The organism is Pseudomonas sp. Z4-7 (assembly GCF_051131965.1).
GTDB lineage: Bacteria > Pseudomonadota > Gammaproteobacteria > Pseudomonadales > Pseudomonadaceae > Aquipseudomonas.
This window is the reverse complement of record NZ_CP071642.1, coordinates 5,402,769-5,424,891: the sequence shown is the minus strand read 5'-3', so window position 1 is coordinate 5,424,891 and position 22,123 is coordinate 5,402,769. Positions and strand designations below refer to the sequence as shown.

The window sequence follows — 22,123 nt, the reverse complement described above, 5'->3', positions numbered from 1 at the left end:
TTTGATGACCGCCGCGCGGGCTGGAAAGTTTCGGTGGAGTGCCCGGCGGCGGGGAAGAAGTGAACCCGTGGCGAGGGAGCTTGCTCCCGCTGGCCTGCGCAGCAGGCCCATGCATTCATCCTGACGTGACGAGGTACCCAGGTTTCAGGGCCGCTACGCGCCCCAGCGGGAGCAAGCTCCCTCGCCACCAAGTTTTGTATTGGCCTTGCGAGCGAACTTGCCGGCCCGATGTTGATCAGTTCCTTACCGACCCCGTGCAAAGGAGCCCCGCGTTTTGTCTCGATTGAGCACCGTATTGCTGTTGGTCCTGCTGACGCTGACCGGCACCAGCGCCTACGGGACCGCTGCTGTCCCTGGCGCCTCCAATCCCAGTGAGGCCCCGGCCGAGCCCGAACCGCTGGTGCAGGGCGGTTTGCTGGGCGCGATCAGTTCGAGCATCGATGACGTCCAGGACAAGCTCGACCTCAACCAGAGCCTGGTGGACGCCTGGCGCCTGCGGGCGGACCGCGCGGCGGACGAAGTCGATCGCCTAGTGGACCAGACGTCCCGTTCCACATGGCGCGTGGCGGGGGATTTCCTGCTGCTCTCGGGCGTATGGCTGGGGACGTTTGCGCTGATATGGACCGCCGCCCGATTGCTGGTGCGCCGCTTGCGCCGGCGTCGCTGGCTACGCACCCGCCAGCGGGTGCTGGACGTGCTCGGCTATGTGTTGCCCTACACCTTGCCGGCCGTGGCCTGCCTGCCGCTGACCCTCTACGTCAGCCACTTCCTGCAAGTCTCGGTCGGCCGCGCCCTGGCGCTGTGTTTCGCCTACGCCACCAGCAGCGGTATTTTTTCCACGTCGGTGCTGCTCTGCGTGATCGTGATGTTCAACGCCGGGCACAAACGGCGAGCGGTGGCGATGCTTCGTCGTTTCACCCCGCGGCCGTTGTTCCTGATCGGCTTCCTGGCCGCCCTCAGCGATGCACTGACCAGCCCGCAGATCGCCAGGCAACTGGGCGGCAATATCACCAGCAGCGTTGCGGTGTTCACCGGGCTGTCGGCGTCGATGATCTTTGGCTGGCTGGTGATCCATATGCGCCGGCCGGTGGCCCACCTGATCCGCAACCGACCGTTGGCCCAGCGCTTGAAACAGCCGGCGTTGCAGGAGTCCCTGCGGATTTTTTCCGGTCTCTGGTACTGGCCGATCCTGCTGATGGTGCTGGTGTCGGCGGTGAGCCTGATCGGCGTCGGCGAAGACAACCAGAAAGCCCTGCGTTGCGCCCTGTTCACCACCATCCTGTTGATCGCGATGGTGTTCCTCAGCACCATATTCCAACATGTCTTCAAGTCGCCCAAGGCCGAAGCCATCCAGCGTAACAGCGCCTACAAGGGACGACTGTTGAGCTTGCTGCACGCCTTGGTGCGCATCGTCATGGCGGTGGCGTTCATTGAAATCCTCGGGCGGATCTGGGGGATTTCCCTGTTCGAATTCGCTTCGCGCAACGCCGTGGGCCGGGCGATCAGTGATTCCTTGAGCCGCATCGGCCTGATCTTCCTGATGACCTGGCTGACCTGGGTGGTGCTCGACACGGCGATCCAGGAAGCCCTCAAGCCGCCGCTCAACAAGCGCGGCGCGCGTCAGCCCAGCACGCGGGTCAAGACCATCCTGCCGCTGCTGCGCAACGCCGCCAAGATCATCCTGGTGGTGATCTGCGCGATCACCACCATGGCCAACCTGGGCATCAACGTTGCGCCGTTGCTGGCTGGTGCCGGGGTGGTGGGGCTGGCGATCGGTTTTGGTTCGCAGCAACTGGTACAGGACGTGATCACCGGGTTGTTCATCATCATCGAAGACACGCTGTCCATCGGTGACTGGGTGGTACTCAGCTCCGGCCACGCCGGCACCGTCGAAGGCCTGACCATCCGCACCCTGCGCCTGCGCGACGGCAAGGGGTTTGTGCATTCGGTGCCGTTCGGGCAGATCAAGGCCGTGACCAACCAGTCCCGGCAATTCGCCTTTGCGTTTTTCTCGGTGCAGTTCACCTACGACACGGATGTGGACCGTGCCATTGAATTGATCCGCGAGGCCGGCGATTCGATTTCCGAAGACCCGTTCCTCAAGTTCAACCTGCAAGGGCCGCTGGATGTGTTCGGCGTGGACAAGATGGACCTCAACGGGCTGGTGCTCACTGCCCAGTTCCGCACTGTGTCAGGCGGGCAGTATGCGGTGAGCCGGGCGTTCAACCAGCGGCTCAAGAAGCTTGTGGATAACGAACCGTCGGTGCATTTTGCGCAGACTTATCCACAGCAGGTGCTGATGCCGAAGCGGTTGGATGCACCAGTGGAGCATTCAGAGCCCTCGTCGCAGCCTCCATCGAAGCCGTCCGACCAGCCTGCGCAATAACCCGTGGCGAGGGAGCTTGCTCCCGCTCGGCTGCGCAGCAGTCGTCGCTTTTTCAGACGATCGATGAGCTGGGGGCTGTTGCACAGCCCAGCGGGAGCAAGCTCCCTCGCCACGGGCCTTGTGTGTCTGGCTAACGGCGTTGAATCAACTGGGTGCGAATCTCAGCCATCCCTTGAGCATCCAGCTCCACCCAGAACTTCGGCTTGCCGGCAATCAGCGCCGCCACCGGCAACCCATCGCGATACACCAGCCGATTACTCGCCAGCGCCGGCACTTTCGCCCCCGGCAGCAAGGTCCCGGCGAGGTTCAGCGGATCCACCCCGCACACCGCGATCAGGCTGCCATCGCTGGGACGGCGCCGCGTTTCGCGCAGCAGGGGAATGGCTTCGGGCAAGGCAAATTGCTCGCCGGCCAGCCCGCTGACAAACCGCCCGCCGCGAATCTCGCCGCGTGCCTCCAGGCGATGAAAGGTGCGCAGCAACTCGCGCCAGCTCGGCAGCCAATCGGCCTCGCGCTCCAGCAGACGCCAGAACACCACCCCGTAACGGCGCAGCAGGGTCATGGCGATGTGTTCCAAGGTCTCGGGCGCAGTCGGCGCTGGCCGCTTACCCGGTTGCGCAGCAGGCGAACTGCGGCGCAACAAGGCCCAGCGCCCGGCGTCGTCCATGCCGCCGACAAATGCTCCACGCCCGCGACGGCTGCTGCGGGCCTGGCGCTTGCTGGCGGGAGTGATCAAGGCTCGCAGCCCGGCGAAGCTGTCGGCGTTCACCAGCCCGGCGCCCACCAGTTCCTGCAAGGCGCTTTCCAGTTCGCTGCGCAGCAGGTGCGCCTCGTGCAGCAACTCATCGAAAAACAATGCGCCGTGCTCGCTGAGGGCCTGGTGGACTTTTTGCGTCCTCGGCGACAGCTCGTCGAGCGGCGTCTGCTCGGCCAGGCTGCTCCAGAGCCCGACCTGGCGGCGCGGCAGCAAGACGATCGGCGTGCTGCGCAAGGCGCTGGCGGACAGCTTCTGGCGGGCACTCAGGCGCGTCCAGACAAACTTGCCGCTGCGACACAGTTCGTCGAGCCAGCTCGCTGAATAATCCTTGATCCGCGCCGGCAGCAGGTCGCTGTCCCAGGCCGAGGCGGCCGCCGGATAACCTTCGAACTGGCTGACGATCGACGGCAGCACGGCGCTGCCCCGGCCTTGGGTGGATGGCGACAGGTGCTGCCAGTCGAAGAGAAATCGCATGAAATCCTGCAGCGTCACCGGCTCGATTTCCCGGCGCAGGCGCTTGACGGTGTAGCGGTGGATCCGTGCCAGCAGGTGCCGCTCGCACCATTCTTCCTGCCCGGTGCCCGGCGTGAACCGACCGCGCAGCACATACCCTTGTTGCTCCAGTTGGGCCAGGGCCTGGGTCGCTTGCGCGGGTGACAACCCCAGCGGATAGGCGATCGCCGTCAGCGGCTGCGGGCCGAAGGCGCTGAGTCGCGCCCGCAGGACCTCGACCACGGCGTCGTCGCTGTCCCACTGCTCATCAAACCCCGGCAGTGGCGTCAGCGGCGGCTGCCATCGGGCCTGTGGATAAATTGCTTGCAGGCACGTCAGCCGTTCCAGCGGTACCCACAAACCACGCTCCTCGCTGATCCGCACATGGCTGGCGCGACCGCGCTCGGCCAGGGTCCGCAAGCCCTCCAGCCACGACGGCTCGGCGTCGGCTTCGCTGTCGGCGATGCACGCCAGGCTCATCAGCGCTTCATGGATTTCATCGATATTGCTCGGCGTCGGCCAGGCCTCTTCCCGCACCGCCTGAATAGCATCGGCGTCCAGCGCGCCGAGGTCATCGGTGGATTGCGGATCGCTCCAGCGGCGATTGATAACCGCTTGGGTGCGGCGTTCTTCCAGGGGCGCGTCGTCGAGAAAGGTATAGGGCCGGGCACTGAGAATTTCCGCCGCCAGGGGCGAGGGCGCCGGCAGGTCGCGGCTGACCAGGCGGATCTCGCCCGCTTCCATGCGTCGCAACAGGGCCAGCCAGCCTTCGCTGTCCATGGCTTCGTGCAGGCAATCGTCGAGAGTCTGTTCCACCAGCGGGTGGTCGGGAATCTCTCGCTCGCCGGCGAGATTTTCCAGGCACGCGATCTGGTCGGGAAAAACGCTGGCGATCAGGTCTTCGCTCTTCATGCGCTGGATCTGCGGCGCGACCTTGCGCCCACCGGCGTAACGCGGCAACGCCAGGGCCACGCCGGCGTTCCAGCGCCAGCGCACCCCGAACAACGGCGCATCCAGCACCGCCTGGATCAGGATCTGTTCGGCGCTGTGGCTGTTGAGGTAACGCCAGACCTCGTCCAGCTCGAAGCTGTGGCTGGTGGATAACGAGAGCACGATGGCGTCTTCGCTGGCGGCGGCCTGCAATTCGAAATTGAACGTGCGGCAAAAACGCTTGCGCAGGGCCAGGCCCCAGGCGCGGTTGATGCGGCTGCCGAACGGCGTGTGGATGATCAGTTGCGTACCGCCGGATTCGTCGAAAAAGCGCTCCATCAGCAGCGTGTCCTGGGACGGCAGGGCGCCGAAGGCCAGGCGCGCCGGAGCGAGGTAATCGAGCAGTTGCTCGGCGCTGGCGAGGTTCAGTTGCAGGGTCCCGGTCAGCCAGTCGAGGGCCGGTTGCAGATTGCCCGGTGTGGCGCCGAGCAATTCATCCAGGTGGGCTTGCAGGCGGGCCACGGCCTGGGACAACTCGGCGCTGCGCCCCGGGGCTTCGCCGAGCCAGAACGGGATGGTCGGCGGTTGGCCCTGGGCGTCCTCGACCCGCACGCGGCCACTTTCAACGCGGATGATCCGGTACGAGGTATTGCCCAGCTGGAACACGTCGCCGGCAATGCTCTCGACCGCGAAGTCTTCGTTGACGCTCCCGATGTTCAGGCCCTGGGGTTCGAGCAGCACGCTGTAGTCGGCGTTGTCCGGAATCGTGCCGCCGCTGGTCACGGCGGTGAGCTTGCTGCCTCGGCGCCCGCGCAAGGTCCGACTGACCGCGTCGCGATGCAGGTACGCGCTGCGCACACCCTGGCGGCCATTGACGCCCTCGGCGAGCATCTGCAACAGCGCCTGGTAATGGCCTTCGTCGAGTTCGGCGTAGGGCGAGGCACGGCGGAACATCTCCAGCAATGCCTGTTCGTGCCATTCCTGGCAACTGACCTCGGCGACGATCTGCTGCGCCAGTACATCCAGCGGCGCCTCGGGGATGTGCAGGATGTCCAGCTCGCCACGGCGCACGCAGTCGAGCAGGGCGACGCACTCGATCAGGTCATCGCGAGTGGTGGCAAACAGACGCCCCTTTGGCGTGCCGCCGACCTGGTGGCCGGAGCGTCCGACCCTTTGCAGGAACGCCGAGATCGAACGGGGCGAGGCGATCTGGCAGACCAGGTCGACATCGCCGATATCGATGCCCAGCTCCAGGGACGCAGTGGCGATCAATACCTGCAGTTCGCCGCGCTTGAGGCGTTGTTCGGCGTCGAGGCGAAACTCCTTGGCCAGGCTGCCGTGATGGGCCGCCACCGCCTCCTTGCCCAGGCGCTCGCTCAAATGCCGGCTCAGGCGCTCGGCCAGGCGCCGGGTATTGACGAACACCAGGGTGGTCCGGTGTTGCCGGGCCAGTTCGGCGAGCCGGTTGTAGACCAGTTCCCAGACATCGTTGGCCATCACCGCCGAAAGCGGCACGGGCGGCACTTCGATGTCCAGGTCCCGTGGGCGGGCGTGGCCGATGTCGACGATTTCACAGGTGCGTCCCTGGCCGACGAGAAAGCGCGACACCGCTTCGATGGGTTTTTGCGTGGCGGACAGGCCGATGCGCACCAGCGGCTCGGCGCACAGCGCTTGCAGTCGCTCCAGGCTCAAGGCCAGGTGGCTGCCGCGTTTGCTCGCGGCGATGGCGTGGATTTCATCAATGATTACCGTGCGCGTGCTGGCGAGCATCTGCCGGCCGGAATCGGAACCGAGCAGCACGTAGAGCGATTCGGGCGTGGTCACCAGGATGTGCGGCGCGGTCTTGCGCATCGCCGTGCGATCTTTTTGCGGTGTGTCGCCGGTACGCACCGCCGTGGTGATGGGCAACGGCGGCAAGCCCATTCGTTGCAACTGCTCGGTGATGCCGGCCAGGGGATTTTGCAGATTGATGCGGATATCGTTGCTCAACGCCTTGAGCGGCGAGACGTAGACCACCAGGGTCTGGTCCGGTAGACCGCCTTGCTCCAGGCCGCGATGCACCAGGTCATCGAGCACCGCGAGAAACGCCGTCAAGGTCTTGCCCGAGCCGGTGGGCGCCGCGACCAGCACCGAACGTCGTTGGCTGATCAACGGCCACGCCCGGGCCTGGGCGGCGGTGACCGCCGGGAATGTCTGGCTGAACCAGGCGCGAACGGCGGGGTGAAAGCCTGCCATGGCGTGGTCGGCTGGAAGGGGCAGATTCATGAGGGGCAGTTTAGGCGGGTGGGGTGGGTAGGATGCAAGTACCGTCCGGGATCTCTATTGCCTGTTCAGGCCCCATCGCGAGCAAGCTCGCTCCCACAGGGGATCTCGACTGTGCATGCAATCATGTGGGAGCGAGCTTGCTCGCGATGGCGGCCTCAAGGCCTGCGCAAAGCCACGATCTGCACATTACGGATGACGGTTGCGCACTAAACCCGCAAAATGCAACGATTCCGACCACGCCCACGGGCGTTGTCGACCAAAAATCTTGTGCCAACAGACTGGGCCTGCTGACTTTATGCGAATGCGCCTTATGTTACTGGGCGGCGGAAATGCCCTTGGGCAGGCGCTGATTCGCCTCGGTGCAGAAGAAGACATCGGTTTTCTTGCCCCCCGCCCACCCGAAGATGGCTGGGATGCCGCGAGCCTGACGCAGTTGCTCGACGACACCCGGCCGGACGCCTTGATCAACCTGGCGTACTACTTCGACTGGTTCCAGGCCGAGACCGTCAGCGAGCAGCGCCTGGCGAGCCAGGAGCGGGCGGTCGAGCGCCTGGCCGAACTGTGCCAGCATCACAACATCGTCCTGGTGCAACCATCGAGTTACCGTGTATTCGACGGCTCGCGCGCCACCGCCTACAGCGAAAAAGACGAGCCGGTGCCCCTGGGCTTGCGTGGCCAGGCACTGTGGCGCATCGAGCAAAGCGTGCGCGCCACCTGTCCGCAGCATGTGCTGCTGCGTTTTGGCTGGCTGCTGGACGACAGCGCCGATGGCATCCTCGGACGGTTCCTGGCCCGGGCCGAGCAGCCCGAAGAGCTGCTGCTGGCCGACGACCGCCGGGGTAATCCGACACCGGTTGACGATGCGGCGCGGGTGATCATTTCGGTGCTCAAGCAACTCGATTGCGCGGCGCCGCTGTGGGGCACGTACCATTACGCCGGACACGAGGCGACTACGCCGCTGGCGCTGGGCCAGGCAATTCTTACCGAAGCCCGCGCCCTGCACCCGCTGGCCATCGAGTCACCCACCCCGCAGGCCCATGCCGCGCGGCCGGACGCCGCCGAAGAACCGCAGCACGCGGTGCTGGCCTGCAAGAAAATTCTGCACACTTTCGGGATCAAGCCACGCGCCTGGCGCGCCGCACTCCCGGGCTTACTGGATAGGTTTTATCGCCATGGCTAAAGGCCCTGTTTTAATCACCGGCGGCGCCGGTTTCATCGGTTCGCACTTGACCGACGCGTTGCTCGCCAACGGCCATTCGGTGCGCATTCTCGATGACTTGTCCACCGGCAAGCGCAGCAACCTGCCGCTGGACAACCCGGCAGTCGAACTGATCGAAGGCGACGTCGCCGATGCGGCGCTGGTCGCCCGGGCCATGGCCGGGTGCAGCGCGGTGGCGCACCTGGCGGCGGTGGCCTCGGTGCAAGCCTCGGTGGACGACCCGGTACGTACCCACCAGAGCAATTTCATCGGCACCCTGAATGTCTGCGAGGCCATGCGCCAGGCGGGCGTGAAACGGGTGCTGTTCGCTTCCAGCGCCGCGGTCTATGGCAACAATGGCGAAGGCCAGTCCATCGACGAAGACACCTCCAAGGCTCCGCTTACGCCCTACGCTTCGGACAAGCTGGCGAGCGAGTTCTACCTCGACTTCTACCGGCGCCAGCACGATCTCGAGCCGGTGGTGTTCCGCTTCTTCAACATCTACGGTCCACGCCAGGATCCGTCCTCGCCGTACTCGGGGGTCATCAGCATTTTCAGCGAGCGGGCCCAGAAAGGCTTGCCGATCAGCGTGTTCGGCGACGGCGAGCAGACCCGGGATTTCGTCTACGTGGAAGACCTGGTACAGGTGCTGGTGCAGGCCATCGAGAAACCTGAAGTGCAAGCGGGCGCGGTGAATGTCGGCTGGAACCAGGCCACCACGCTCAAGCAGATGCTCCAGGCCTTGGCCGACGTGGTCGGGGATTTGCCCGCGATCAGCTACGGCCCGGCGCGCTCCGGCGACATTCGCCATTCGCGGGCTGATAACCGGCGGTTGCTGGAGCGTTTCGACTTGCCGGTGCAAACGCCGATGAGCGTGGGCCTGGCGCGGCTGCTCGGGCGCTGAGTTTCACCAGCCAAAAAACTGTGGGAGCGAGCTTGCTCGCGATAGCGGTGGGTCAGTCAACATTATTGCCGACTGATCCACCGTCATCGCGAGCAAGCTCGCTCCCACAGGGGCTTTCGTTCCTTCAGGTTCGGCTCAGAACTTGTAACCCAACCCCACCATGTAGACGAATGGATCCACGTCCACGTCAACCTTGGCCCGCGTTCCGCCGGCCACCGCGTTGTTGTCGACATAGGCGGTGGTGTCGATGTCGATGTAGCGGACCTGGCCGTTGATCATGATGTTGTCCGTCAGCATGTAGTCGGCGCCGACTTGCCACGCCATGCCCCAGCTGTTGCTCGCCCGGAAGTTGCTGAAACCGTTGGCGCTGGCGTCGCTGCCGACGTGTTCGTCATAGATCCAGGTGTAGTTGATGCCGGCACCGACGTAAGGCTGGAAGGCCGACTTGGCGTCGAGCGGGTAGTAGACCAGGCTCAGGGTCGGCGGCAAGTGCTTGAGTGTGCCGAGCTTGCCATTGGCCGCGCCCAGGGCGGTGCCTTTGATTTTCACGTCGTGCTCGAATGGCGAGGCCGCCAGCAGCTCGATCCCCCAATTGTCGGTGAGCATGTAGGCGAAGTTCAGGCCCAACTGAGTGTCGCTGCTCATGGTCGCCTTGCCGCCCAGGTCGGCACCGGCCAGCGGGCCACGGTCGACCTTGACGCTGGAGCTGTCGGCATCCGGATTGACGGTGATGGCGCCGGCGCGAACGATGATATCGCCGGCGGTATGGGCCTGGGCGAGTGGTGCCGCGAGCGCGAGGGCGACGAGGGAAGCGCTGAGCAGAGACTTTTGCATGGGGGCTCCGGAGAACATTCAAAAAGGATGTCCCATGTTACGAAGCCGTCTGGAGCGGTCTTTTGACTCAGCTCAATGAAAGTGTGATGAAACACTTGAGGGCGCCATCGCGAGCAAGCTCGCTCCCACAGTGGTTCTGCGGCGGGCACAGGATCTGTGTTCACAGCCGATCCACTGTGGGAGCGAGCTTGCTCGCGATAGCTATCTCATGAACAACACATCACTACCAGCCTCACTCCGGCAGCTCATACACATAAATCTTCTGCGCCTCCATCTGATACCCGGCATCGGCCAGTTCACTGGTGGATGGCTTGACCTGCATCGGCCCTTCCACCCAGTACGGTTGATAAAGCTCGTCGAGCTTGACCCCGACTTCGCTTTTCACGTGCACGATCTGGTTCGACGGCGGAGGCGGCACGTGGATGCAGGCGCCGAAATACGGCACCAGCAGGAAATCCGTCGTGCGGCCTTCCTCGCTGACTTCCAGCGGCACGATATAACCCGGCAAGCGAATCTGCTGGCCGTCCAGGGCCTTGACCACCGGGGCGTTGGGCATGTCCTGCCGGGCCGCCGGCGCGGATTCGGCGGCCAGGGCGTCGCTCATTTTCGACAGGTCATGCAGGGGCGTCATGTTCGGCACTTCCGGCGGCGCGTCCGGCGGGATCATTTCCGACCAGGCCAGGTCTCTCGGCTCGGCCGCCCACAATGGCAGGCTGACCAGCATCAACAGCGCAAGCAGGGCGCGGGGCATTTTCAACGTCCTCATAAACGGATCGACAGGCCATCGGCCAGCGACTGGCGATAGGCGCGCCAGGCCGGCACGCTGCCCATCAGCAGGGCGGCGACCAGAATGCCAGCCAGCAGCGTCCATTCATACTCGCTCGGCCAGCCCAGGGGCAGATACAGGCCGTAGGCCGACTGCACGTAACCCTGGGCGACGGCGATGCCGATGTACAGCAAGGCCAGCCCGGCGGTGACTCCGGCCAAGGCCAGCGCAAAGGCTTCGAGCACCAGCAGCGTCGCAATGTGCCACGGCCGCGCGCCCACCGAGCGCAGGATTGCCATTTCCCGGCGGCGCTCGTTGAGGCTGGTGAGGATCGCCGTGAGCATGCCGATCAAGCCGGTCAGCACCACGAACAGTGAAATCACGAACAAGGCCTTTTCCGCCGTGCCCATCAGGCTCCACAACTCTTGCAGCGCCACACCGGGCAGGATCGCCAGCAGCGGCTCGCCACGGAATTCGTTGATTTCCCGTTGCAGCGCAAAGGTGGAAATCTTGCTGTTGAGGCCCAGCATGAACGCGGTGATCGCCTTGGGCGTAAGGTCCATGTTGCGGGCCTGGTCGGCGCTGATACGGCCGTTGCCCTGGGCCGGTACGCCATTTTTCCAGTCGACATGGATCGCCTCCATGCCGCCGAGGCTGATGTGCAGCGTACGGTCCACCGGCGTGCCGGTGCGCTTGAGAATCCCGACCACGGTGAACGGTTTGTCGTCATGCTTGACCAGGCTGATGGCCGCCACGCCGTGGGCCAACACCAGCTTTTCCCCGAGTTTGTAATGCAGCGCCTCGGCCACTTCCGCGCCGAGCACCACTTCGAACGGATCGCTGGCGAATGCCCGGCCGTCTGCCAGTTCCAGATGCTGCCGGCGACCGTACTGGTAATGCTCGAAGTAGGCCTCGGTGGTGCCCATCACTCGATAACCGCGATGGGAATCGCCAAGGGACATGGGGATCGCCCATTTCACTTTCGGGTTGCTGGCGAACTGCTCGAAGCTGTCCCAGCGAATGTTATTGGTGGCGTTGCCGATGCGAAACACCGAGTACAACAGCAGGTTCACCGAGCCGGAGCGAGCGCCGACAATCAGGTCGGTGCCGCTGATGGTGCTGGCGAAACTGGCCCGCGCCTCGGTACGCACGCGCTCCACGGCCAGCAGCAGGCAAACGGAAAGGGCAATGGCAAAAGCGGTGAGGATCGCCGTGAAGCGGCGGTTCGCCAGGCTGGCCATGGCTAGACGGAACAAATACATCTCAGACCTCGAGTGGCGTGGCGGCGCGATTGAGATCGGCCAGCGAGAGGTGGCGATCGAACAGCGGCGCCAGGCTCTGGTCGTGGCTGACAAACAGCAGGCTCGAACCGGCTTCGCGGCATTCGGCGAAAAGCAGCCGCAGGAAGTTTTCCCGGGCGTCGTAATCCAGCGCCGAGGTCGGCTCGTCGGCAATCACCAGTTCCGGTTGGCCGATCAGCGCGCGGGCGGCGGCGACCCGTTGTTGCTGGCCGATGGACAATGAGTCGGCGCGGCGATCCAGCAGGCTCGAATCGCTCAGCCCGAGGTGAGCCAGCAGCGTGGCGGCGGCTTGATCGACGCTGCCATGGCGTTGCTTCGCCCGTTGCGCGCGTAATATCGAGAAATGGCAGGGCAGCTCGACGTTTTCGCGCACCGAGAGAAATGGCAGCAGGTTGAACTGCTGGAAAATGTAGCCGGTATGGTCCACGCGAAAGCGGTCGCGGCGGCCGGCGCCCAGTTCGCTGAGCTCCTGGCCGAGCAGGCGGATGCTGCCGCGATCCGGTGTCTGCACACCGCCCAGCAGCCCCAGCAAGGTGGTCTTGCCGCTGCCGCTGGGGCCCTTGAGGAACAGGGTTTCACCGGCCTCCAGGCGAAACGCCGGTATATCCAGCAAGAGCGGATGCCCGGGCCAGCTGAAGCCCAGGTCGGACAGTTCGATGAGTGCTTGGGTCATGTTGCCGATTTCAAGGGTAATGGAGGCACCTGTGGGAGCGAGCTTGCTCGCGATAGCGATATGTCAGGCAACATCTTTGTTGGATGTGCTGGCCTCATCGCGAGCAAGCTCGCTCCCACAATAGGTTTTCGTGTGCTTAGAATTTCAGTGCCGGCGCCTTTGCCGTCACTTCAACACCTTGCTGACCGCTCGGGCTGATCAGTTGTACCTGAATTTTCTGGGTGGCCGGGAAGGTTTTGAACAGGGTCGCCAGGTCCAGGTTCTTCAAGGTGCCCGGAACCGCGCAGGTGAACTGGTAGTGGGCATGGATCTCGCTGTGCTCGTCGTGATGCTCGTCGCCGTCTTCATCGTGGTCTTCATGGTCCGGCTCATCGCCGAAAAGCGGGCTCTCCAGCTCCTGCTGGGCCACGGTGCACTTGGCCGCGGCCGGCAGGTTGAACAGCGCCAGGGGTTTTTCCAGCTGCGCCCGCACGGCGGCGACCTTGGCCTTGTCGGCATCGCTGGTGGCGGCGTGTTCGAAGCCGACCAGGTTCATCGCCGGGCTCTCCAGCTCCAGTTCCAGGGTCTGGCCGTCCAGCGCGGCGTTCAGCCGAGCGACGCCGTGTTCATGGGCGCCGAGGCTACCGTGCTCATGGTCGTGATCATGCTCGACGGCCGCGTGAGCGACAGCCAACGGCAGCAGGGCGAACGGCAAAGCGAGAAGCAGACGACGCATGACGAGTCTCCGAAAAGGTTATGCAATCTTATAACGAAAGTGCGCAGAGTTTGACCGTCTGCTTGGCGTCGCGCAAGGCCCATGGGAGCATGCGTAGATGAAATCTTCAGGAGCACGGTGATGTTGCGGATACGCGGAACCGTCGGCGAGTGGCCGGTGGACTTGACGATCGAGATGGATGAAGGCGACTGGGCGCAGCTCGGCGCGCAGTTGCAGGTGGCCAAGTCCGAGGTTGCGACGACACCGCCGGCCAGGCCGGCGAGTCAGGACGATGCCCAATGGCAGATCGCCAAGGAGTTGCTGCGCAAGGCCGGGCAATTGACCGGCCCGGACTTGTTGGAGCAGTTGGAAGGCCTGACCGGCAGCGCTTCGTCCGGCAAGCGGCTGTTGGTGCGTCTGCGCCACAGCGCCGAGGTCAAGGTCCTGAGCGGCGGGGATACGCCGCTCTACAGCTGGGTCGGTCAGTAAAGCGCGGCGAACAGCTTGCGGCGATAGGTCGTCACCAGCGGGTGATCATTGCCCAGCAGCTCGAACACTTGGAGCAAGGTCTTGTGTGGCAGGCCTTCGCTGTAGCTGCGATTGCGGATGAACAGCTTGAGCAGCGCATCGAGGGCGGGTTCGTACTGCTGGCGCGCCAGTTGCTGGATCGCCAGTTGATACACCGCTTCATCATCTTGTGGGTCTTTCGCCAGGCGCGCCTTCAGGTCGGCGGCGTCCGGCAGGTCCTTGGCCAGGCCGAGGAACTGGATCTGCGCCTTGGCACCGGCCAGGGCGGCCTTGTGTTCGTCACTTTTCACGGCATCCAGAACTGTCTGCGCTTCGTCCAGCTCGCCGCGCTCGGTCAGGCAGCGGGCATAGAGGATCAGCGCCTTGGCGTTGCTGTTGTCTTCCACCAGCAGTGCCTTGAGCAGGGCTTCGGCGTCGGCGAAACGACCGTCGTCGAACAGCGCCTGGGCTTGTTCCAGCGGATCGGCGGCGGCTGGCGGCGGCATCTGCACATGGGGTTCGAGCATCGCCCGCACCGCCGATTCCGGCTGGGCACCGGCAAAGCCGTCGACCGGCTGGCCGTCCTTGAACAGCACAACGGTGGGCAGGCTGCGAATGCCGAAGCGGGCGACGATGTCCTGCTCGATGTCGCAGTTGACCTTGGCCAGCAGCAGTTCACCCTGGTAGCTCTCGGCGATGCCTTGCAGCATCGGCATCAGCGCCTTGCACGGCGCACACCACTCGGCCCAGAAATCCACCAGCACCGGTTTGTGGAAGGAGTTGGCGATTACCGACTGGTCGAAATCGGCAGTGGTGGCGTCGAAGATGTAGGGCGTGTCCTGGGTCATGGGAAGTCTCGTAGAACGCTTGAATGGGGCAACTATACGGCTTGGTGGGGGATGGCTGAAAGCCGGGTGGCTTTGAGAGGTGTATTGATTGGCAGGGCCCCATCGCGAGCAAGCTCGCTCCCACAAGGGATCTCAAGTGATCATGCAACCCTGTGGGAGCGAGCTTGCTCGCGATGCTTTTAGGGCCAACGCCGCGCGTGGTACAGGCTCACATGCCGAAACTCCTCCGGCTCGGCCAGGTCCGGCAAGGTCATGGCCTCGAACATCTCAATACGGCGATACAGCGGATGCTGGAAATCGCGCACCCGGGAGTCCGCCACCAGCGCCTCGCGGCCACGGCTGAGGAACTGGTCGAGCAACGGCAGGTTGGCCCGGTCATAAAGCACATCGGCGACCAGGATCAGGTCGAAGCGATCGGCTTCGGCGAAAAAGTCCGCTGAATAATTCAGTTCTACGCCGTTAAGCGCGGCGTTGGCCCTTGACGCGGCAAGCGCCAACGGATCCAGGTCGCAGGCCACCACTTCGCGCGCCCCGGCCTTGATCGCCGCGATACCCGCCACGCCGGAGCCGGCGCCGAAATCCAGTACCCGCTTGCCCTCGACCCACTGCGGGTGTTCGGCCAGGTAGCGGGCCAGCGCCAGGCCGCTGGCCCAGCAGAAACTCCAGTAAGGCGGTTCGTGGAGGATGCGGCGGGTTTCCTCCGGGCTGAAGGCGCGGTCCATGTTCTCGCCGTCGATCAGCCACAACGCCAGGTCGGTGCCGGGTAGCGCACAGGACACCAGGCGCGCATCGCCCAGCAGCTCGACCAAGGCACCTTGCAGGTGCTGCGGTGCCTTCATGGAGCTTTGACGAATTGCAGGACGCCCAGCGCCTGGGTGGTCGGTTGCGTGATGCGTTGTTCCGGCAGATGCAGGATCAGTTGGCCGGACTGGCTGGCGCGGCCGCGCAACTCGACACGGGCGCCGACCGGGAACGCTTCCGGATTGAAGCGCAGGCGAAAGGGCAGCGCCTGGTTGGTGCCGATCAGACTGGAGCTGGCGAGCAGTTGTTGCGGGCGGTCCTTGTCATCGATCACCAGTAGCGCCAGTTCGACTTCGGCGCCGGCCGGTACGCCTTGCAGGGTGCCGCTCAATTCGCGCTGATGGGCCGGCAGCGGGCCAAGCTCGGTGGCCTGCCGGGCCTTTTCCTGGGCCTGTTTCGGCGCTGGGGCCGAGGCGGGGGCAGCGGGCTTGGGGGCGTCGCTGCTGCACGCCATCAGCAGGCTGAAGAGACTGAGCAAAACGAGCGATCGTAGCGGCATGGGTGGCTCCAGCAAGGTGAATTCCGTGGGTCTTACAATAAGCCCGTCTGTATACCGTAAACCCTATGGCTTGTCTTGCCAGTGGGATGCGCTACCATGGCCCTCCCTTTTTTTGTTGCCTGCCACCATGCACTGTCCCTTCTGCGGTGCCAACGACACCAAAGTCATCGACTCGCGACTGGTCGCCGAGGGCGAACAGGTCCGCCGCCGCCGCGAATGCCTGGCCTGCGGCGAGCGTTTCACGACGTTCGAGACCGCTGAACTGGTGTTGCCGCGCCTGATCAAGACCGACGGCAGCCGCCAGCCGTTCGATGAAGAAAAACTGCGCGCCGGCATGCAGCGCGCCCTGGAAAAACGCCCGGTGAGCGTCGAGCGCCTGGAAGCGGCGCTGGTGCACATCAAGCACAAGCTGCGCGCCACCGGCGAGCGTGAGGTCAAGTCCCTCGTCGTCGGCGAGTTGGTCATGGCCGAACTGCAAAAGCTCGATGAGGTGGCCTATATCCGCTTCGCCTCGGTGTACCGGCGTTTCCAGGACCTCAACGAGTTCCGCGAGGAAATCGACCGCCTGGCCCGCGAACCGGTGAAAGAATGACCGGCGCGGCGCAGCAGGCCGTCCTCGACGCCCACTACATGGCCCGCGCCCTGGAACTGGCGCGGCGCGGTCACTACAGCACCCACCCCAACCCCCGGGTCGGTTGCGTGATCGTGCGCGACGGGCTGGTGGTCGGCGAAGGCTGGCACATCCGCGCCGGTGAACCCCATGCCGAAGTCCATGCCCTGCGCGCCGCCGCTGACAAAGCCCGGGGCGCGACGGCCTACGTGACCCTCGAACCTTGCAGCCACCATGGGCGCACGCCGCCCTGCGCCGATGCGCTGGTCAATGCCGGCGTGGCGCGGGTGGTCGCGGCAATGCAAGACCCCAATCCGGAAGTCGCCGGGCGCGGCCTGCAACGTCTCGCCCAGGCCGGCATCGCCACACAAAGCGGCGTGCTCGAAGGCGAAGCGCGCAAGCTCAACGAAGGTTTTCTCAAGCGCATGGAGCACGGCCTGCCGTTCGTGCGGGTCAAGCTTGCCATGAGCCTGGATGGCCGCACCGCCATGGAAAGCGGCGAGAGCCAATGGATCACCGGCCCGGCCGCTCGCTCAGCGGTGCAACGCCTGCGCGCCCAGGCCAGCGTGGTGCTGACCGGCGCCGATACGGTGCTGGCGGACAACGCCCGGCTGACCGTGCGTGCCGATGAGCTTGGGCTGGACGCCGAGCAGACCGCGTTGGCCATGAGCCGTCCGGCGCTGCGGGTGCTGGTGGACGGTCGTCTGCGGGTGCCGCTGGATGCGCCATTCTTCAGAGCCGGCCCGGCGCTTGTCGCTACCTGCATGGCGGTTGAGGAACAGTACGCCAACGGCCCGGAATGCATGATCGTCGCCGGGGAAGATGGCCAGGTCGATCTGCATCGCCTGCTGCTGGAGCTGGCGGCCCGTGGCGTCAATGAAGTGCTGGTGGAAGCCGGCCCGCGGCTGGCGGGTGCTTTCGCCCGGCAGGGGTTGGTCGATGAATTCCAGATTTTCATCGCCGGCAAGTTCCTCGGATCCACGGCGCGGCCATTGCTCGATTGGCCGCTGGCGCAGATGAAAGACGCGCCGCAGCTTCAAATCACCGACATTCGCGCCGTGGGCGATGACTGGCGAGTCATCGCCGTCCCCGCTCCGCAGGCCAGCGTATAATTCCCGGCTTTCGCGCAAGCGACGGTCCGTTCTCGAGGAGGACTCCATGTTTACCGGCATCATCGAATCCATCGGCAGCATCCGTGCACTCACCCCAAAAGGCGGCGATGTGCGGGTCCACGTCGAAACCGGCAAGCTCGACCTGAGCGACGTCAAGCTGGGCGACAGCATCGCCGTGAACGGCGTCTGCCTGACCGCCGTGGAACTGCCGGGCAATGGTTTCCTGGCGGACGTCAGCCGGGAAACCCTCGACTGCACCGCGATGAACGACCTCAAGAGCGGTAGCCCGGTCAACCTGGAAAAAGCCCTGACCCCGACTACCCGCCTGGGCGGGCACCTGGTCAGCGGTCATGTCGATGGCGTCGGTGAAGTGGTGTCGCGTACCGATAACGCCCGGGCCGTGGAGTTTCGTATCCGCGCTCCGAAAGAACTCGCCAAGTACATCGCCCACAAGGGCTCGATCACGGTCGACGGCACCAGCCTGACCGTCAACGCGGTGGATGGCGCCGAATTCCTGCTGACGATCATCCCGCACACGCTGAGCGAAACCATCATGGCCTCGTACCGGCCTGGTCGCCGGGTCAACCTGGAGGTCGACCTGCTGGCCCGTTACCTGGAGCGCCTGCTGCTGGGCGACAAGGCTGCCGAACCTGCGGCCGGTAACATCACTGAAAGCTTTCTGGCCGCCAACGGCTACCTCAAATCCTGACCCAAGGGGGTGCCGCGTGGCGCTCAATAGCATCGAAGAACTGGTTGAAGACATCCGCCAAGGCAAGATGGTCATCCTCATGGATGACGAAGACCGCGAGAACGAAGGCGACCTGATCATGGCCGCCGAATGCTGCAAGGCCGAACACATCAACTTCATGGCCAAGCACGCCCGTGGCCTGATCTGCATGCCGATGACCCGCGAGCGCTGCGAGCTGCTGAAGCTGCCGTTGATGGCGCCACGCAACGGTTCCGGGTTCGGCACCAAGTTCACCGTGTCCATCGAGGCCGCCGAGGGCGTGACCACCGGTATCTCCGCCGCGGACCGGGCGCGTACCGTGCAGGCCGCTGCGGCCGCCGACGCCAGGGCCGAAGACATCGTCAGCCCTGGCCACATCTTCCCGCTGATGGCCCAGGCCGGCGGCACCCTGGCCCGCGCCGGCCACACCGAAGCGGCGTGCGACCTCGCGCGTATGGCCGGTTTCGAGCCCGCCGGCGTCATCTGCGAAGTGATGAACGACGATGGCACCATGTCCCGTCGCGCCGAGCTTGAGGCTTTCGCTGCCGAGCACGACATCAAGATCGGCACCATTGCCGATCTGATCCACTACCGGATGATCCACGAGCGTACCGTTCAGCGGATTGCCGAGCAGCCGCTGGACAGCGAACTGGGCCAGTTCAACCTCGTGACCTACCGCGATTCGGTGGAAGGCGACGTGCACATGGCGCTGACCCTGGGGACCGTGTGCGCCGAAGAACCGACTCTGGTTCGCGTGCACAACATGGACCCACTGCGTGACCTGCTGATGGTCAAGCAGCCGGGCCGCTGGAGCCTGCGCGCGGCCATGGCCGCGGTGGCCGAGGCCGGCAGCGGCGTGGTGCTGTTGCTCGGGCACCCGCTCGATGGCGACGTGCTGCTGGCGCACATTCGCGAAACCACCGAACATCAACCGGTGAAAAAACCGACCACCTACAGCATCGTCGGTGCCGGTTCGCAGATCCTGCGCGACCTGGGCGTACGCAAAATGCGCCTGATGAGCGCACCGATGAAATTTAATGCGATATCCGGTTTCGATCTGGAAGTTGTAGAATACGTGCCCTCCGAATAATGGCCTGCGGATTCCGGCATTATTGTTCACTTGCGGCTTGTTAGATTCATCTGTGGCGAGGGAGCTTGCTCCCGCTGGGCTGCGTAGCGGCCCTTCTTGGGGGTGCTGCGCAGCGGCCCTATTATGGGCGCTGCGCACCCAAGCGGGAGCAAGCTCCCTCGCCACAGAAGACGTGCAAGTGAACGAGATGACGGATCCACGGCGCTGTATTCGAGACTAATATCACTGAGGAGTACGTATAGAACGTGCTCCGGCTCTTTAAGAGAACTGACGAATGACCCTGAAGACCATCGAAGGTACCTTCATCGCCCCCAAGGGCCGCTACGCGCTGGTAGTCGGCCGTTTCAACAGCTTTGTGGTTGAGAGCCTGGTCGACGGTGCGGTCGATGCCCTGGTTCGCCATGGCGTGAGCGAAGGCGACATCACCATCATCCGTGCCCCTGGCGCCTTCGAAATTCCGCTGGTAGCGCAGAAAGTCGCTCAAAAGGGCGAGTTTGCGGCGATCATCGCCCTCGGCGCGGTCATTCGTGGCGGTACTCCACACTTCGAATACGTGGCTGGCGAATGCACCAAGGGCCTGGCCCAGGTGTCCATGGAATTCGGCGTACCGGTTGCCTTCGGCGTGCTGACCGTTGATTCCATCGAACAAGCCATCGAACGTTCCGGCACCAAGGCCGGTAACAAAGGTGCCGAAGCTGCCCTGTCCGCCCTGGAAATGGTCAGCCTGCTGGCGCAGTTGGAGGCCAAGTGATTAGCGACGAAAGCGATCGTTTCAATCCGCGCGAGCCAAAACCGGCCGACGCCGGCAAGCCTTCGAAGAGCGTCAAGCGCCGCGAAGCCCGTCAGCTCGCGACCCAGGCCCTGTACCAATGGCACATGGCCAAGCAGTCGCTGAACGAGATCGAAGCGCAGTTTCGCGTCGATAACGATTTCAGCGATGTCGATGGCGCGTATTTCCGCGAGATCCTGCATGGCGTCCCGGCCCACAAGACCGAAATCGATACGGCCCTGGCACCTTGCCTGGACCTGACGATCGATGAACTGGACCCGGTCGAGCTGGCCGTGTTGCGCCTGTCCACCTGGGAGCTGATGCAGCGCGTCGACGTACCTTACCGCGTGGTGATCAACGAAGGGATCGAGCTGGCGAAAGTCTTCGGTTCCACCGATGGCCACAAGTTCGTCAACGGCGTACTCGACAAGCTCGCCCCGCGTCTGCGTGAAGCCGAAGTGAAGGCGTTCAAGCGCTGATTGGCGCTTGAAATCCCATGGGTGAGTTCGAGCTGATCCGTAAGTACTTCGCTGCCGCTGCGTGTGCGCAGGGCGGCGAGGGCGTTGCGCTCGGAATCGGCGACGATTGCGCCCTGCTGGCCGTTCCTCCCGGGGAACAGCTCGCGGTATCCACCGACACGCTCGTGGCCGGTGTGCATTTTCCAGACCCTTGCGACCCGTTCCTGCTCGGCCAGCGCTCGCTGGCCGTGGCGGTCAGCGACCTGGCCGCCATGGGCGCCAGTCCTCTCGCTTTTACCCTTGCCCTGACCTTGCCGACGGTGGCCGCCGATTGGCTGCAGGCGTATGCCCGTGGCTTGAACCAGATGGCCCAGGCCTGTGGTGTAGCACTGGTGGGGGGCGATACCACCCGCGGGCCGTTGAGCCTGACCATGACCGTGTTCGGCTGCGTGCCGTCCGGCCAGGCGCTGACCCGCAGCGGCGCGCAACCCGGCGATCTGCTTTGCGTCGGCGGTGACCTGGGCAACGCCGCTGGCGCGTTGCCGCTGGTTCTCGACGAGCGCAGCGCTGAGCCTGCTATCGCCGAGCCGCTGCTGGCGCATTACTGGTCGCCACAACCGCAGATCGGCCTTGGCCTGGCGCTACGGGGCAAGGCCAGCGCGGCAATGGACATTTCCGATGGGTTGTTGGCGGACTGCGGGCATATCGCGCTGGCATCCGGTGTGGCGTTACGGGTTGAACGGGACCGGTTGCCGTTGTCCAACGCTCTGTTGGCGTTTGGTCTCAAGCAGGCACAACACGCCGCCCTGAGTGGCGGCGACGACTATGTGTTGCTGTTCACCCTGCCGCCGGTCCGATTGTCGGCACTTCTCGCCGAAGGCTGGCCGATTCATGTGGTCGGCAGTGTCACGGCGGGGCAGGGCGTCATGCTGGTCGACAGTCTTGGACAGGACATCACCCCGCCAATCCGGGGCTATCAACATTTTCGGGAGACACCGTGACAGATCATCCCAACCAGGTTCCGGCAGAATTCGTTCCGCCCTCGGTCTGGCGCAATCCCTGGCATTTCATGGCGTTTGGCTTCGGTTCGGGCACGTTGCCCAAAGCGCCAGGCACATGGGGCTCGCTGGTTGCGCTACCCTTCATACCGTTGTGGCAGATGTTGCCGGATTGGGGCTACTGGCTGATGCTCGGCATCACCATGCTGTTCGGCTTCTGGCTGTGCGGCAAAGTGGCGGATGATTTGCGGGTGCACGACCATGAAGGCATCGTCTGGGACGAGATGGTCGGCATGTGGATTACCCTGTGGCTGGTACCGGAAGGCTGGTATTGGTTGTTGACGGGTTTCCTGGTGTTCCGCTTCTTCGATATCCTCAAGCCGTGGCCGATCCGCTGGATCGATCGGCATGTACACGGCGGGGTAGGCATCATGCTCGACGACGTATTGGCCGGCGTGTTCGCCTGGCTGGCAATGCAAGGGTTGGTGTGGTGTTTTACCTGAG

21 protein-coding genes are annotated in these 22,123 nt (G+C 64.3%); 12 read left to right on the top strand and 9 right to left on the bottom strand.

Annotation, left to right across the window (positions count from 1 at the left end; translation table 11 throughout):
- Positions 1-274 precede the first annotated feature (274 nt).
- On the top strand, positions 275-2,386 hold the full coding sequence (locus J3P91_RS24355; protein ID WP_434601977.1) for a mechanosensitive ion channel family protein: 2,112 nt from the start codon (positions 275-277) through the stop codon (positions 2,384-2,386).
- Positions 2,387-2,516: 130 nt separating this feature from the next.
- On the opposite strand, the gene J3P91_RS24350 is transcribed toward J3P91_RS24355, so the two are convergent.
- Complete coding sequence (locus tag J3P91_RS24350) at positions 2,517-6,830, bottom strand: DEAD/DEAH box helicase (protein ID WP_434601976.1); 4,314 nt, start codon at positions 6,828-6,830, stop codon at positions 2,517-2,519.
- Positions 6,831-7,125: 295 nt separating this feature from the next.
- On the opposite strand from J3P91_RS24350, the gene J3P91_RS24345 reads away from it, so the two are divergent.
- Together J3P91_RS24345 and J3P91_RS24340 are read left to right on the top strand one after the other, a co-directional pair.
- The gene (locus tag J3P91_RS24345; protein ID WP_434571510.1) at positions 7,126-8,010 is read left to right on the top strand and encodes a sugar nucleotide-binding protein; all 885 of its coding nucleotides are present in this window, start codon (positions 7,126-7,128) and stop codon (positions 8,008-8,010) included.
- Positions 8,003-8,932: an NAD-dependent epimerase/dehydratase family protein gene (locus J3P91_RS24340; protein ID WP_434571512.1), complete on the top strand. Its 930-nt coding sequence runs from the start codon at positions 8,003-8,005 to the stop codon at positions 8,930-8,932. The genes J3P91_RS24345 and J3P91_RS24340 overlap by 8 nt, the downstream gene beginning before the upstream one ends.
- Positions 8,933-9,067: 135 nt before the next feature.
- On the opposite strand, the gene J3P91_RS24335 is transcribed toward J3P91_RS24340, so the two are convergent.
- The 5 genes from J3P91_RS24335 to J3P91_RS24315 form a co-directional block, all read right to left on the bottom strand.
- Entirely contained in the window at positions 9,068-9,766 is a 699-nt protein-coding gene (locus tag J3P91_RS24335; RefSeq protein ID WP_434571514.1) for an OmpW/AlkL family protein, read from the bottom strand.
- A 232-nt stretch (positions 9,767-9,998) separates the two neighbouring features.
- The gene (locus J3P91_RS24330) at positions 9,999-10,517 is read right to left on the bottom strand and encodes a DUF3299 domain-containing protein (RefSeq protein ID WP_434571515.1); all 519 of its coding nucleotides are present in this window, start codon (positions 10,515-10,517) and stop codon (positions 9,999-10,001) included.
- 11 nt (positions 10,518-10,528) lie between these two features.
- A complete protein-coding gene (locus J3P91_RS24325; RefSeq protein ID WP_434601975.1) occupies positions 10,529-11,794 on the bottom strand; it encodes an ABC transporter permease in 1,266 nt (421 codons plus the stop codon).
- 1 nt (position 11,795) lies between these two features.
- The gene (locus J3P91_RS24320) at positions 11,796-12,506 is read right to left on the bottom strand and encodes an ABC transporter ATP-binding protein (protein WP_434601974.1); all 711 of its coding nucleotides are present in this window, start codon (positions 12,504-12,506) and stop codon (positions 11,796-11,798) included.
- Between the two features lie 136 nt (positions 12,507-12,642).
- Positions 12,643-13,221 carry a DUF2796 domain-containing protein gene (locus tag J3P91_RS24315; protein WP_434601973.1) on the bottom strand — a complete coding sequence of 193 codons (579 nt, stop codon included), beginning with the start codon at positions 13,219-13,221 and terminating at the stop codon, positions 12,643-12,645.
- Between the two features lie 120 nt (positions 13,222-13,341).
- On the opposite strand from J3P91_RS24315, the gene J3P91_RS24310 reads away from it, so the two are divergent.
- On the top strand, positions 13,342-13,689 hold the full coding sequence (locus tag J3P91_RS24310; RefSeq protein ID WP_434571522.1) for a hypothetical protein: 348 nt from the start codon (positions 13,342-13,344) through the stop codon (positions 13,687-13,689).
- Here the strand turns inward: J3P91_RS24310 and trxA are convergent.
- The 3 genes from trxA to J3P91_RS24295 form a co-directional block, all read right to left on the bottom strand.
- Positions 13,683-14,555, bottom strand: coding sequence for a thioredoxin (gene trxA, locus J3P91_RS24305; RefSeq protein ID WP_434601972.1), 873 nt, complete (start codon positions 14,553-14,555; stop codon positions 13,683-13,685). The two genes, J3P91_RS24310 and trxA, sit on opposite strands and share 7 nt — an antisense overlap.
- A 179-nt stretch (positions 14,556-14,734) precedes the next feature.
- Positions 14,735-15,394: a class I SAM-dependent methyltransferase gene (locus J3P91_RS24300; RefSeq protein WP_434601971.1), complete on the bottom strand. Its 660-nt coding sequence runs from the start codon at positions 15,392-15,394 to the stop codon at positions 14,735-14,737.
- Complete coding sequence (locus J3P91_RS24295) at positions 15,391-15,855, bottom strand: YbaY family lipoprotein (RefSeq protein ID WP_434601970.1); 465 nt, start codon at positions 15,853-15,855, stop codon at positions 15,391-15,393. The genes J3P91_RS24300 and J3P91_RS24295 overlap by 4 nt, the downstream gene beginning before the upstream one ends.
- A gap of 127 nt (positions 15,856-15,982) precedes the next feature.
- On the opposite strand from J3P91_RS24295, the gene nrdR reads away from it, so the two are divergent.
- From nrdR to J3P91_RS24255, 8 genes are all read left to right on the top strand, one after another.
- On the top strand, positions 15,983-16,447 hold the full coding sequence (nrdR, locus tag J3P91_RS24290) for a transcriptional regulator NrdR (protein WP_013694316.1): 465 nt from the start codon (positions 15,983-15,985) through the stop codon (positions 16,445-16,447).
- The gene (gene ribD / locus J3P91_RS24285) at positions 16,444-17,577 is read left to right on the top strand and encodes a bifunctional diaminohydroxyphosphoribosylaminopyrimidine deaminase/5-amino-6-(5-phosphoribosylamino)uracil reductase RibD (protein WP_434601969.1); all 1,134 of its coding nucleotides are present in this window, start codon (positions 16,444-16,446) and stop codon (positions 17,575-17,577) included. The genes nrdR and ribD overlap by 4 nt, the downstream gene beginning before the upstream one ends.
- Before the next feature lie 46 nt (positions 17,578-17,623).
- Complete coding sequence (locus J3P91_RS24280; protein ID WP_092204487.1) at positions 17,624-18,286, top strand: riboflavin synthase; 663 nt, start codon at positions 17,624-17,626, stop codon at positions 18,284-18,286.
- A 16-nt stretch (positions 18,287-18,302) separates the two neighbouring features.
- A complete protein-coding gene (gene ribBA / locus J3P91_RS24275; protein ID WP_305498480.1) occupies positions 18,303-19,394 on the top strand; it encodes a bifunctional 3,4-dihydroxy-2-butanone-4-phosphate synthase/GTP cyclohydrolase II in 1,092 nt (363 codons plus the stop codon).
- Between the two features lie 274 nt (positions 19,395-19,668).
- Entirely contained in the window at positions 19,669-20,145 is a 477-nt protein-coding gene (gene ribH, locus J3P91_RS24270) for a 6,7-dimethyl-8-ribityllumazine synthase (RefSeq protein WP_039594266.1), read from the top strand.
- Entirely contained in the window at positions 20,142-20,642 is a 501-nt protein-coding gene (nusB, locus tag J3P91_RS24265; RefSeq protein ID WP_305498485.1) for a transcription antitermination factor NusB, read from the top strand. Before ribH ends, nusB begins: the two co-directional genes overlap by 4 nt.
- A 17-nt stretch (positions 20,643-20,659) precedes the next feature.
- Positions 20,660-21,622, top strand: coding sequence for a thiamine-phosphate kinase (thiL, locus tag J3P91_RS24260; RefSeq protein ID WP_434601968.1), 963 nt, complete (start codon positions 20,660-20,662; stop codon positions 21,620-21,622).
- Positions 21,619-22,122, top strand: coding sequence for a phosphatidylglycerophosphatase A family protein (locus J3P91_RS24255; RefSeq protein ID WP_030140455.1), 504 nt, complete (start codon positions 21,619-21,621; stop codon positions 22,120-22,122). Before thiL ends, J3P91_RS24255 begins: the two co-directional genes overlap by 4 nt.
- The last annotated feature ends 1 nt before the right edge of the window (position 22,123 follow it).

Coding starts and splice junctions, on each gene's coding strand:
- J3P91_RS24350 (WP_434601976.1), bottom strand. CDS start 6,830: ATGAATCTGCCCCTTCCAGCCGACCACGCCATGGCAGGCTTTCACCCC.
- J3P91_RS24345 (WP_434571510.1), top strand. CDS start 7,126: ATGCGAATGCGCCTTATGTTACTGGGCGGCGGAAATGCCCTTGGGCAG.
- J3P91_RS24340 (WP_434571512.1), top strand. CDS start 8,003: ATGGCTAAAGGCCCTGTTTTAATCACCGGCGGCGCCGGTTTCATCGGT.
- J3P91_RS24335 (WP_434571514.1), bottom strand. CDS start 9,766: ATGCAAAAGTCTCTGCTCAGCGCTTCCCTCGTCGCCCTCGCGCTCGCG.
- J3P91_RS24330 (WP_434571515.1), bottom strand. CDS start 10,517: ATGCCCCGCGCCCTGCTTGCGCTGTTGATGCTGGTCAGCCTGCCATTG.
- J3P91_RS24325 (WP_434601975.1), bottom strand. CDS start 11,794: ATGTATTTGTTCCGTCTAGCCATGGCCAGCCTGGCGAACCGCCGCTTC.
- J3P91_RS24320 (WP_434601974.1), bottom strand. CDS start 12,506: ATGACCCAAGCACTCATCGAACTGTCCGACCTGGGCTTCAGCTGGCCC.
- J3P91_RS24315 (WP_434601973.1), bottom strand. CDS start 13,221: ATGCGTCGTCTGCTTCTCGCTTTGCCGTTCGCCCTGCTGCCGTTGGCT.
- J3P91_RS24310 (WP_434571522.1), top strand. CDS start 13,342: ATGTTGCGGATACGCGGAACCGTCGGCGAGTGGCCGGTGGACTTGACG.
- trxA (WP_434601972.1), bottom strand. CDS start 14,555: ATGACCCAGGACACGCCCTACATCTTCGACGCCACCACTGCCGATTTC.
- J3P91_RS24300 (WP_434601971.1), bottom strand. CDS start 15,394: ATGAAGGCACCGCAGCACCTGCAAGGTGCCTTGGTCGAGCTGCTGGGC.
- J3P91_RS24295 (WP_434601970.1), bottom strand. CDS start 15,855: ATGCCGCTACGATCGCTCGTTTTGCTCAGTCTCTTCAGCCTGCTGATG.
- nrdR (WP_013694316.1), top strand. CDS start 15,983: ATGCACTGTCCCTTCTGCGGTGCCAACGACACCAAAGTCATCGACTCG.
- ribD (WP_434601969.1), top strand. CDS start 16,444: ATGACCGGCGCGGCGCAGCAGGCCGTCCTCGACGCCCACTACATGGCC.
- J3P91_RS24280 (WP_092204487.1), top strand. CDS start 17,624: ATGTTTACCGGCATCATCGAATCCATCGGCAGCATCCGTGCACTCACC.
- ribH (WP_039594266.1), top strand. CDS start 19,669: ATGACCCTGAAGACCATCGAAGGTACCTTCATCGCCCCCAAGGGCCGC.
- thiL (WP_434601968.1), top strand. CDS start 20,660: ATGGGTGAGTTCGAGCTGATCCGTAAGTACTTCGCTGCCGCTGCGTGT.